Raw genomic sequence first — 10,658 nt, 5'->3', positions numbered from 1 at the left:
CGACGTGCGGAACTTCGTCCCCTCGGCGCGCATCTGCTCGATCCGCCGCTCCAGATGCCGCTTCTCCATCTTGAACTCGGGGATGCCGTACCGCATCAGCCCGCCGATCCGGTCGTCCTTCTCGTACACCGCGACCGTGTGCCCGGCCCGGGTCAGCTGCTGGGCGGCGGCGAGCCCCGTGGGTCCCGAGCCGATGACGGCGACCGTCTTCCCGGACAGCCGCTCGGGCGGGCGGGGCGGGGTGAACCCCTCCTCCCACGCCCGGTCGGCGATCGCGCACTCGACGTTCTTGATGGTGACGGCCGGCTGGTTGATCGCCAGCACGCAGCCGGACTCGCACGGAGCCGGACACAGCCGCCCGGTGAACTCCGGGAAGTTGTTCGTGGCGTGCAGCCGGTCGCTCGCCGCCCGCCAGTCCTCCCGTGACACCAGGTCGTTCCACTCGGGGATGAGATTGCCCAGCGGGCAGGCCTGGTGGCAGAACGGGATGCCGCAGTCCATGCAGCGGTCGGCCTGCTTGCTGATGATGGGCAGCAGCGCGCCCGGGACGTACACCTCGTCCCAGTCCCGCACCCGCCGCTCGACGGGCCGTCGCGGCCACTCCTGGCGCGGCGTGGTCATGAACCCCTTGGGATCGGCCATGGGCGTCTTCCTCGCGTACGGGCACCGCAGGCACCGGGCGTACGAAGGGCCGTGCGTCATCGTGCGGCACTCTTCCGGCCACGATACGTCCCGTCCGGCGGCCGTGCAGAGTGTCGGACAGCGCTTTCTGCCGGGAGGTTTCCGGGAGCTGATCAGGGCTGTCGCGAGCGGCCGGTGCCGGACCGGACGAGGGTTCCGCGCACTCTCACCCCGCGTCCTCCTCCCCGGCCCCCTGCCACGCCCGCAGCACGCGCTCCACCGTCGGGGCGATCCGGCGCCGGGCCTCGTTCCACGCCACCCCGCGCATCAGCAGCTGGTCGTACGGCGTGTCCACGTGCCGTACGCCCGCCACGACCGCCGAGATCACCGCCCCCTCGGTCAGCGCCCGCCCGGCCGCGCTGCGCCCGACGCGGCCGCTGCCCCGCACGGCCGCGTGGGCCGCGATCGCCCGTGCCCGCTCGGCGGGACAACCGGGGAACAACCGCAAGATCTCGGCCGCGAACGCCGCCACGAACCGCTCGTCCTCCGCCGCTCGCCGCCGTGCGTCCCGGGCCCGCCGCCGGCGCCGCGCCTCCGCGTCCGCCAGACACCGTGCCTCGGCCCGGGCCAGGGCGGCCTCCTCCACCAGCACTCCCTGGCGTTCATAGCGGCTCTTGCGCCGGTTGAACCGCACCACCACCGCCGACAGTGCGCTCTCCTCCCGCGACCTGCGGGTCAGGGCCGTGTCACCGCGCGGCAGGAACACCAGGTGCCCGAGATCGGCACAGACCAGGCACCACGGTGCGCCGTCCGTCAGCACCAGCAGCGACAGCGGGCCCCGCCGGCAGCGGGCGCACCGCTTCCGCTTCAGCGCCTGTACGACGACAAGCCTGCCTGCCCAGCGGGGAGTTGCGGAAAGCGCCATACGCGGTACTTTCCCCGTCACCGCCCCCGTCTCCCACGCCCGTCCACGCCGGTCCTCGCCTGCTGGACCGCTGCTCCTTCTCCACCCCCGCCGCTCTCCCCGGCCACCCGGCATCATGGGCCCTGTGCGACTCGAAGCGATCACCTGGGACCGGCTGGCCGAACGGCTTGCCGACCGGCTGGCCGGTACGGCGACGGCCGACGGAGGAGCCTGGCCGCGCGTCGGTTTCGACGGTGCCCCGGCCGCCCAGCCCGGAGACCTCGCCGAGCGCGTCGGGGAGGCGCTGCGGGTGCTCGGGCGGCCCTCGCTCGTCGTCGGCACGGAGGGCTTCCTGCGCCCCGCCTCACTCCGCCTGGAGCACGGGCGGCGGGACGCGGAGTCGTACTACAGCGGTTGGTACGACACGGGTGCCCTGTGGCGCGAGGTCTTCGGCCCGCTCGACCCCGGAGGCAGCGGGCGGGTCCTGCCCGACCTGTGGGATCCGGCCACGGACCGGGCCACCCGCAGCCCCTACGTCCACCTCCCGCCCGGCGGAATCCTGTTGCTCCACGGACCACTCCTGTTGCGCCACTGGTTCCCCTTCGACCTGACCGTGCACCTCCTCCTCTCCCCGGGCGCCCTGCGCCGCCGCACCCCCGAAGCCGACCACTGGACCCTGCCCGCCTTCGAACGCTACGCGGCAGAGACCGACCCGGCCGGCGCGGCGGACGTCCTGGTACGCGCCGACGACCCGCGTCACCCCGCATGGAGCGGCTGACGCGCTCAGACCCCTGCTGAACGGCGCGCACCCTCCACCGCGACCCGCCGCTCAGAGCCAGCCGTTGCGCCGGAACCCCCGGTACAGCACCAGACAGGCCGTTGCCATCACTGCCATCACCAGCGGATACCCGAAGGACCAGTGCAGCTCCGGCATGTGATCGAAGTTCATGCCGTAGACCCCGCACACCATCGTCGGCACGGCGATCACCGCCGCCCAGGCCGTGATCTTCCGCATGTCCTCGTTCTGCGCGACGGTCACCTGCGCCAGATGTGCCTGAAGGATGGAGTTGAGCAGCTCGTCGAACGCGGCGATCTGTTCCTTGGCCCGGATCAGATGGTCGAGCACATCCCGGAAGTACGCCTGTATCTCCGCATCCACGACCCGTATGGGCCGGGTGGCCAGATCCTCCACCGGGCGGCCCAGCGGCACCACCGCCCGCTTCAGCTCCAGCAGTTCACGCTTCATCTGGTAGATGCGGCCCGGGTCCAGACGCGCCCCGTTCTCCGAGAACACCTCCGTCTCCACCTGGTCGATGTCCGCCTGCACCGCGTCCGTGACGTTCAGGTAGTCGTCGACCACGTGGTCCGCGATCGCGTGGAGCACCGCGGCCGGCCCCTTCGCGAGCTGCTGCGGGTGCGCCTCCAGCTCCTCGCGCAGCGGGCCCAACGAGCCGTGCCGGCCGTGCCGCACCGTGATCACGAAGTCCCTGCCGACGAAGACCATGATCTCGCCGGTGTCCACCACTTCGCTGGTCGCCGTCAACTGCTCGTGCTCCACATAGCAGACGGTCTTGAACACCCCGAAGAGCGTGTCCCCGTAGTGCTCCAGCTTCGGCCGCTGATGTGCCTCGACCGCGTCCTCCACCGCCAGCGGGTGCAGGTCGAACAGGTCGGCGACGCCCGCGAACTCACGGTCCGTCGGTTCGTGCAACCCGAGCCAGACGAAGCCCTCGCCGGTCTTGCGCACCAGGCGCACGGCATCCACCAGGTCGGCGCACCCCGGCACGCGCACGCCGTCCTGATACGTCACACAGTTCACCACCGACGAGCCCAGCGGTGACCTGGCGGGATGACTCAGGTCCACGCGCGGCCGACGCCGGGCCAGCCGCGCCACCTTGCGCAGGCCGCCGACCCTGCCCAGCCCCGTGACCTTCCGCAGATTCCCTGCCATGGACATCTGGATCTCCTCGCGTGGATCTCCTCGCTCACCGCTCTCGCGCCTTGCCCGGCAAGTCTGCCAGTCGCGGGCACGGCGCGGGCACGCCTGTGTGAACAGGGAGTTCCGCTTAGTTCCCGCCTGTGGACGGCACGGCGACCGGCGACACGGCGACCGACGGCGCGGCGACCGACACCGTAGCGAACCACGCCGTTTCCACCACGCCGTGGGAACGACGACGTGTTCAACCACGCCCAGGAACGACGACGTGCCGACTGTGCCGACGCGGCGATGGCGACGCACCGGCGACCGGCCCGGGAGCCGGCCACTGGGATGATCGGGGTATGACGCGCTCGGGCAGGTACCTCCTGGACAACCGGCAGCACGAGGCGGGCGAACGCTTCGACGCCTTCACCGCGCTGTTCGACCCCACGACCTTCCGGCACCTCGAAGGACTCGGCATCGGTCCCGGCTGGCGCTGCTGGGAGGTCGGGGCCGGCGGCACCTCCGTCGTGTCCTGGCTCGCCGAGAAGGTGGGGCCCACCGGTCTGGTCGTCGCCACCGACATCGACACCTCCCGGCTCCCCACCGCGGCCCGCCCGCCGGTGGAGATCCGGGTCCACGACGTGGGTGCCGAGGAGCCGCCGGGCGCAGGCTTCGACCTGGTCCACGCGCGGCTGGTCCTCGTCCACGTGCCGGACCGGGAACGTGCGCTGCGCTCCATGATCACCTCCCTGCGCCCGGGCGGCCGACTGCTGATCGAGGACGCGGACCCCGCTCTCCAGCCCCTGACGTGCCCTGACGAGTACGGTCCCGAGCAGCGGCTCGCCAACCGGCTGCGCCAGGGCTTCCGCAAGCTCCTCGCCGACCGTGGCGCCGACCTCTCCTACGGCCGTAAGCTCCCGCGACTGCTCCGTGAGGCCGGACTGCACGACGTCGAGGCGGACGCGTACTTCCCCGTGGCCTCGGCCGCCTGCACCGCGCTGGAGGCCGCGACGGTCCGGCAGATCCGCGACCGGCTCGTCGCCGCCGGCCTGGCCACCGACGCGGAGATCGACCAGCACCTGGCGAACGTGGCGGCCGGCACCATGGACCTGACCACCGCACCGATGATCTCGGCGTGGGGTCACAAGAGGTAGCCGGCAGCGACCGCCCGCAGCCCGGCGCCCCGTGTCTGGTCAGTGGTCAGCGGTCAGCCTTCGGTGACCGACTGCCGACCGCGGCCGGCGCACGAGCCGCCGTGGGCCGGGCGATCCTCCCGCGGCGCGCCACCCGGTTCCGGCACCCTCCTGCGGTTCCCTCTTCCCGGCAGCGGGGGTCTGCCGCCCACCCGCCGCACCGCCTCCGCGCCCGCCCGGCATCCCTGGGCCGCCGCCTCCTGCGGGCCCGCGCCCGTCAGCAGCGCGGCGAGGAAGGCACCCGTGAAGGCGTCTCCCGCGCCCGTGGTGTCGCGGGGCACCGACGGTACGGCAGGGATCCGCGCCACCACGGCTCCGGACCGGGCCACCAGCGCCCCGTCCGCACCCGCCTTGGCCACCACCAGCGGTACCCGTCGGCTCAACGCGGCCGCCGCGTCCACCGGGTCCGGCAGCCCCGTCAGCAGACACACCTCGTCCCGGCTGGGCAGCAGCAGGTCCAGCCCCTCCGCGAGCGCCAGGAAGCGGTCCGCTCCCAGCTCCGCCAGGAAGCCGGCCGACGCGGGGTCCAGGCTGACCGGGACCCCCCGCGCGCGTGCCGCCGCGAGCGCCCTCCCGGCGAGCGCCCGGCTCGGCTCCGTGAACAGCAGATAGCCCGACAGGTGCAGCCGGGCCACCCCGTCGAGCAGCGCGTCCGACCAGTCCGCGGGGCCGAGCCGCAGGGCTGCTCCGCTGTCCGTCAGAAACGTCCGCTCGGCCGCCGCACCCGTGTCGACCAGGCAGATCACCGTCCCGGTCGGTGCCTCCGGGTCCACCACGAGCGACGGCCGCACCCCGGCCGCGACCAGTTCCCGCTCGTGCCACACGGCGGAGTCACCGCCCACCCGGCCCAGCAGCCGTACGTCCGCGCAGCCCGCGTGGGCGGCCCAGCAGGCCACGTTGGCGCCCGCACCGCCCGGCAGCGTCCGGATCGCGGCGGCCGTGTCGGTGCCGGCCGCGAGCGGCCCCCGGTGCCGGGCGACCACGTCCGTGACCACGTCCCCGACGACCAGCAGCGCTCCGTTCCGGACCGCGGTCACCCCCGGGTCCACGCCGTGGCGATCCGCGAGGCCAGCCGGACGTTGCCCCGCACCGCCGCCAGGTTGGCGGCCAGCGAGGCACCGTCGGTGTGCCGGACGAGGTGGTCGAGTAGGAACGGGGTCACCGCCTGCCCGGTGACTCCGTGCTCCTGGCAGGCGTCGAGCGCGTCGTCGAGCACGCGCGCGTGCAGTTGCGGATCGAGTTGCTCAGCCTCCGGGACCGGGTTGGCGACGATCAGCGCCGACCCCGGTGCGTCCAGCGCGTCCTGGGCGCGCATGACGGCGGCGACCTGCTCCGGGGTGTCCAGCCGCCAGTCGACCGGATGCCCCGAGTCCGACAGGTAGAAGCCGGGGAACCGGTCCGTGCCGTACCCGGCGACGGCCACGCCCAGTGTCTCCAGCCGCTGCAGCGTCGCCGGGACGTCCAGGATCGACTTCACTCCGGCGCACACCACCGTGATCCGGGTGCGTGCCAGCAGGCCCAGGTCGGCCGACTCGTCCTGGGTGACCGTCCACTCCCGGTGCACCCCGCCCAGGCCGCCGGTGGCGAACACGCGCACACCGGCCAGTGACGCCAGCTGTGCCGTCGCCGACACGGTGGTCGCCCCGCTCGCGCCCGCCGCCACGGCGAGCGGCAGATCACGATGGCCCAGCTTGCGGATGCCGTCCTCGCTCGCGACCCGCTCCAGCTGCTGCTTGTCCAGACCGACCCGGGGCCGCCCGTCGAGCACCGCGACGGTCGCCGGTACGGCGCCCTCCCGCCGGACCGCCTCCTCCAGTTCCAGGGCCACCCGCAGATTGCGCGGGCGGGGCAGGCCGTGCGCGATGATCGTGGACTCCAGGGCCACCACCGGTCGCCGCGCGTCGATCGCCTCGCGGACTTCCTCCGACACCACCAGCACCACGTGCCCGCCTCCTGTCCGTCGGTCCTTCCTCATCTCTGGCGGGCGCCGGCCATGCCTAAACGCTTGTGGCCCGCGGGGGAGGCCGCCAGCCTGGATCACATGACGAACAACACCACGCGCCTCGACCACGTCGTGCTGTGGGTGGCCGACCCGGTCGCCGCGGCCGCCTTCTACGAGACGGCCGTAGGACTGGAGCCGCTCAGGGTCGTCGAGTTCGAGCGGGGGGAGGCGCCCTTCCCCTCCGTACGCGTCAACGAGGAGACCATCCTCGACCTCGCCCCGCACACGTCGGCGGAGCGGATGGGGATGCTGCCCGGCTCCGCCGACAGCGCGGGCCACCCGGTCCATCACGTCTGCCTGTCCCTGCCGGCCGGTGCCTTCGACGCCCTGCGTGCCCGCCTCGAGGACCACGGCGTCCCGGTGTCGGCCATCGACCACGGGCTGTCCGGGGCTCGCGGCGACGCCACGCGCAGTTTCTACTTCCGCGACCCCGACGGCAACGTCTTCGAGGCCCGGCACTACGACGACTAGCCGCGTCCCGGGCCGGTCAGAACAGGGGTTCGGGCAGTACGCCTTCCAGGGCGAGCAGTTTCCGCTTGGTCTCCAGTCCGCCCCCGAAACCACCGATGCCGCCGCCGCTCTCCACCACCCGATGGCACGGCACGACCACCGGCAGCGGATTGGCTCCCATCGCCGCCCCGACCGCCTGTGCCCCGCCGGGCTGTCCGACCCGTCCGGCCAGATCGCCGTAGCCCACCACGGTGCCGTAGGGCACTCCGGACGCCAGTGTGCGCAGGACCTGCCGGTTGAATCCGGAGATCAGCGACCAGTCCAGCGACAGGTCGAAAGCGTGCCGCTCGCCCGCGAAGTACGCCCGCAGCTGGCGTATCGGCTCCGCAAGCAGCGGGGAGCCGGGATCCTCCACGGGCTTGCCGCCCAGCCGGGCGGCAAGCCGCTCCAGCGCCCGGTCGCGCACCGCGTCCGAGGCGTGGAAGACGACGTTGACCAGGCCGTCGCGGGTCGCCGCCAGCATCAGCGGGCCGATCTCCGTGCCCACGACGGCCCACACGACCCGCTGCTCATCCTGCCCGTGGCTGTCCATGCGCCCACGGTACGACCCGCCACTGACAACGCCCGCGGAATCAGTGCGAACCCAGCGCCGCCCGCACCACGTCGGGCCGGTTGGAGATGAGGCCGTCGACCCCGTAGCCGGCCGCCTCCCGGGCGGTGGGAGCGTCGTCCACCGTCCAGGCGAACATCCCGAGCGGCCTGCCGTGCGGTCCGTCGAAGGCGTGCACGGCGGTGACGTACCGGTGGGACAGCGAACGGTACGAGGGGTTGACCAGATCGGTGAAACGCGCGAACCGGTGCAACTGCGCCACGGTGGGGGCGCCGAGGAAGGCGGTGGTCACCGCGGGCTTCAGTTCGTGCACGGTCCGCACGCTGTCGGCGCTGAAACTCTGCACGATCAGCCGTCCCAGGTGCCGGTGGTCCAGCCAGCCCTCGTTGCCGAGGAGCTTCAGCGTCTGCTGCTCGATGCCCGGGTACAGCTCAGGGTTCTTGATCTCCAGGAGCAGCTTCTCGTGGTTGTGCTCGACCCGGCGCATGTACTGCTCCAGCGTCGGCACGCGCGCGCCCGCGTAGGCGGGGGAGAACCAGCGGCCCGCGTCCAGCCGGGCGATCTCGGCCGCGGTGAAGTCCCACACCTTCCAGGGCGCCCGGCCGGGGAAGACCTCCTCGACGTCCGTGGTGCGCTGCAGGCTGTCGTCGTGCAGGACGACCAGTTGGCCGTCCTTGGTGCGCTGGACGTCGTTCTCGACCCAGGAGAAGCCCAGCTCGGCAGCCTTGTCGATGGCGGCGAGCGTGTTCTCGGGCGCGTAGGCGGAGGCGCCCCGGTGCGCGATCACGGTGGGCACGCGGACCTCGCGCGCCCGGGCGTCGGAGGCGGGGCTCAGCAGGACCGCCACCGTCCCCAGGGCCGCGGCGGCGGTGATGGCGACTACGCGCGCGTACATGCGTCCTCCTCGCTTCGGGCGAATACGGGCAGCACCAGACTGACAGCAATGAGTCAACGGCATCCGGGCGCACGATGACCACAGAATGAATGGTGCTGTCCACGTCCGCTCACCGGGGCCGCACATCTGGGGCAAGGGCGTGTTTCTTTGCCGGAAAGTCGTTCGACCATTCCGGTGGGGGTCATACTCTCTGCGACACCCTGACCGCCGGCGCGGTCCTGGGACGGGGGCATATTCAGGTATTCCGGGACGCGAGAAGGCGGAAGGGCAGCCGCGCATGCAAGGCACGGTCGACGGATTCAGCTACGGGGCCGTCACCCCGGTGGTGGCCTACCTGATGGCGTGCCTCGGCGGCGCCCTCGGCCTGCGCTGCACCACACGGTCCCTGCTGGTCACGCATGCGCGGCGCCCCGCCTGGCTGGCCCTCGGCTCGGCGGCGATCGGCTCCGGCATCTGGACCATGCACTTCGTGGCCATGATGGGCTTCACCATCGAGGAGGCGCCGATCCACTACGACAGGCCGCTCACCTACGCGAGCCTCGGCCTCGCCATCGTGATGGTCGGCATCGGCATTTTCATCGTCGGGTACCGGGGCGCCACCGGCACCCCCCTGTTCACCGGCGGCACGATCACCGGTCTGGGCGTCGCCTCCATGCACTACCTGGGGATGGCCGGAGTCCGCTTCCACGGGCGGTTCACGTACAACACACTCACCGTCGCGGCCTCCGTCGTCATAGCGGTCGTAGCCGCCACCGCCGCGCTGTGGGCCGCCGGACAGGTACGGGGCTTCCTGTGGAGCGTGGGAGCGAGTCTCGTCATGGGGCTCGCGGTCAGCGGCATGCACTACACCGGCATGTCCGCCCTCACCGTCCACCTCGACGGGGCCGCCCACGCCGGCGGAGGTGCGCCCGCGGCGTCCGCGCTCGCACCGATGCTGATCGGCCCGCTCGCCTTCCTGCTGCTCGCCGGCGTCGTCGTCATCGTCGACCCGCTCATGGTCGTGGGACGCCCCCAGCGGACGCCCGTCGAGCACAAACCCGGCGTCCCGGCCGCCGCCGTCACCGCCCACACCGACCGCCGCCCCGCCCTCCACGAGGGCCGCAGGCCCGTGCACCACCACTCCCGCACCCCGCAGAACCGCTGATCGGAGCCGGTTGTCAGTGGGGGGTCGTACGGTTGATGGCATGCGGCCCGTTTCCCACATCGAACGTACGGTGGCGCCCTTCGAGGTCGTCAGCCCCTACCAGCCCAGCGGCGACCAGCCGGCGGCCATCGCCGAGCTGGCCAAGCGCATCGAGGCCGGTGAGAAGGACGTCGTCCTCCTGGGCGCGACCGGCACCGGCAAGTCCGCCACCACGGCGTGGATGATCGAGAAGCTCCAGCGCCCCACCCTCGTCATGGCGCCGAACAAGACGCTGGCCGCCCAGCTGGCCAACGAGTTCCGCGAGCTGCTCCCGAACAACGCGGTCGAGTACTTCGTCTCGTACTACGACTACTACCAGCCCGAGGCCTACGTTCCGCAGTCGGACACGTACATCGAGAAGGACTCCTCGATCAACGAGGAGGTCGAGCGCCTGCGCCACTCGGCCACGAACTCGCTGCTCACCCGCCGCGACGTCATCGTGGTGGCCTCGGTGTCCTGCATCTACGGCCTCGGTACCCCGCAGGAGTACGTGGACCGGATGGTCCCCCTGCGGGTCGGCGACGAGATCGACCGGGACGAGCTGCTGCGCCGCTTCGTCGACATCCAGTACACGCGCAACGACCTGGCCTTCACCCGCGGCACCTTCCGGGTCCGGGGCGACACCATCGAGATCTTCCCCGTCTACGAGGAGCTGGCCGTCCGCATCGAGATGTTCGGTGACGAGATCGAGGCGCTCTCCACGCTCCATCCGCTCACCGGCGAGATCATCAGCGACGACCGGCAGCTCTACGTCTTCCCCGCCTCCCACTACGTCGCCGGTCCCGAACGCATGGAGCGGGCCGTGAACGACATCGAGAAGGAGCTGGGGGACCGGCTGGCGGAGCTGGAGAAGCAGGGCAAGCTCCTGGAGGCCCAGCG

The 10,658-nt window shown here is 72.2% G+C and carries 12 protein-coding genes; 5 read left to right on the top strand and 7 right to left on the bottom strand.

What is annotated here, in order from left to right:
- Both IE312_RS19890 and IE312_RS19885 read right to left on the bottom strand, forming a co-directional pair.
- Nucleotides 1–642: FAD-dependent oxidoreductase (locus tag IE312_RS19890; RefSeq protein ID WP_189983656.1), on the bottom strand; the 642-nt coding region annotated here is incomplete at its 3' end.
- Nucleotides 643–847: 205 nt separating this feature from the next.
- Complete coding sequence (locus IE312_RS19885; protein WP_189983654.1) at nt 848–1,546, bottom strand: DUF2293 domain-containing protein; 699 nt, start codon at nt 1,544–1,546, stop codon at nt 848–850.
- A 124-nt stretch (nt 1,547–1,670) separates the two neighbouring features.
- On the opposite strand from IE312_RS19885, the gene IE312_RS19880 reads away from it, so the two are divergent.
- The gene (locus IE312_RS19880; protein WP_189983653.1) at nt 1,671–2,303 is read left to right on the top strand and encodes a nucleoside/nucleotide kinase family protein; all 633 of its coding nucleotides are present in this window, start codon (nt 1,671–1,673) and stop codon (nt 2,301–2,303) included.
- 51 nt (nt 2,304–2,354) lie between these two features.
- On the opposite strand, the gene corA is transcribed toward IE312_RS19880, so the two are convergent.
- A complete protein-coding gene (gene corA / locus IE312_RS19875) occupies nt 2,355–3,482 on the bottom strand; it encodes a magnesium/cobalt transporter CorA (protein WP_189983651.1) in 1,128 nt (375 codons plus the stop codon).
- Between the two features lie 323 nt (nt 3,483–3,805).
- On the opposite strand from corA, the gene IE312_RS19870 reads away from it, so the two are divergent.
- Nucleotides 3,806–4,600 carry a methyltransferase domain-containing protein gene (locus IE312_RS19870; protein WP_189983649.1) on the top strand — a complete coding sequence of 265 codons (795 nt, stop codon included), beginning with the start codon at nt 3,806–3,808 and terminating at the stop codon, nt 4,598–4,600.
- Nucleotides 4,601–4,653: 53 nt separating this feature from the next.
- On the opposite strand, the gene IE312_RS19865 is transcribed toward IE312_RS19870, so the two are convergent.
- A complete protein-coding gene (locus tag IE312_RS19865) occupies nt 4,654–5,688 on the bottom strand; it encodes a carbohydrate kinase family protein (protein WP_189983647.1) in 1,035 nt (344 codons plus the stop codon).
- A complete protein-coding gene (locus IE312_RS19860) occupies nt 5,673–6,581 on the bottom strand; it encodes a pseudouridine-5'-phosphate glycosidase (RefSeq protein WP_189983645.1) in 909 nt (302 codons plus the stop codon). Before IE312_RS19860 ends, IE312_RS19865 begins: the two co-directional genes overlap by 16 nt.
- A 99-nt stretch (nt 6,582–6,680) precedes the next feature.
- Here IE312_RS19860 and IE312_RS19855 point away from each other — a divergent pair, with 99 nt between their 5' ends.
- A complete protein-coding gene (locus IE312_RS19855) occupies nt 6,681–7,112 on the top strand; it encodes a VOC family protein (RefSeq protein ID WP_189983642.1) in 432 nt (143 codons plus the stop codon).
- Between the two features lie 16 nt (nt 7,113–7,128).
- Here IE312_RS19855 and IE312_RS19850 read toward each other — a convergent pair whose 3' ends face one another.
- Together IE312_RS19850 and IE312_RS19845 are read right to left on the bottom strand one after the other, a co-directional pair.
- The gene (locus IE312_RS19850; protein WP_189983640.1) at nt 7,129–7,683 is read right to left on the bottom strand and encodes a methylated-DNA--[protein]-cysteine S-methyltransferase; all 555 of its coding nucleotides are present in this window, start codon (nt 7,681–7,683) and stop codon (nt 7,129–7,131) included.
- A gap of 40 nt (nt 7,684–7,723) precedes the next feature.
- Nucleotides 7,724–8,596: a glycerophosphodiester phosphodiesterase gene (locus tag IE312_RS19845; RefSeq protein ID WP_189983638.1), complete on the bottom strand. Its 873-nt coding sequence runs from the start codon at nt 8,594–8,596 to the stop codon at nt 7,724–7,726.
- A 277-nt stretch (nt 8,597–8,873) separates the two neighbouring features.
- Between IE312_RS19845 and IE312_RS19840 the strand changes: the two genes are divergently transcribed.
- Nucleotides 8,874–9,740: an MHYT domain-containing protein gene (locus tag IE312_RS19840; protein ID WP_189983636.1), complete on the top strand. Its 867-nt coding sequence runs from the start codon at nt 8,874–8,876 to the stop codon at nt 9,738–9,740.
- 40 nt (nt 9,741–9,780) lie between these two features.
- Nucleotides 9,781–10,658 (top strand): DEAD/DEAH box helicase family protein (locus IE312_RS40955; RefSeq protein ID WP_229900171.1); only part of this gene is annotated, 878 nt, incomplete at its 3' end.

The organism is Streptomyces capoamus, from assembly GCF_014654935.1.
Classification (GTDB): Bacteria; Actinomycetota; Actinomycetes; order Streptomycetales; family Streptomycetaceae; genus Streptomyces; species Streptomyces capoamus.
The sequence above is the reverse complement of the archived record's forward strand: the minus strand, read 5'-3'. Positions and strand labels throughout refer to the sequence as shown.

Coding starts and splice junctions, on each gene's coding strand:
- IE312_RS19870 (WP_189983649.1), top strand. CDS start 3,806: ATGACGCGCTCGGGCAGGTACCTCCTGGACAACCGGCAGCACGAGGCG.
- IE312_RS19840 (WP_189983636.1), top strand. CDS start 8,874: ATGCAAGGCACGGTCGACGGATTCAGCTACGGGGCCGTCACCCCGGTG.
- IE312_RS19855 (WP_189983642.1), top strand. CDS start 6,681: ATGACGAACAACACCACGCGCCTCGACCACGTCGTGCTGTGGGTGGCC.
- IE312_RS19845 (WP_189983638.1), bottom strand. CDS start 8,596: ATGTACGCGCGCGTAGTCGCCATCACCGCCGCCGCGGCCCTGGGGACG.
- IE312_RS19885 (WP_189983654.1), bottom strand. CDS start 1,546: ATGGCGCTTTCCGCAACTCCCCGCTGGGCAGGCAGGCTTGTCGTCGTA.
- corA (WP_189983651.1), bottom strand. CDS start 3,482: ATGTCCATGGCAGGGAATCTGCGGAAGGTCACGGGGCTGGGCAGGGTC.
- IE312_RS19850 (WP_189983640.1), bottom strand. CDS start 7,683: ATGGACAGCCACGGGCAGGATGAGCAGCGGGTCGTGTGGGCCGTCGTG.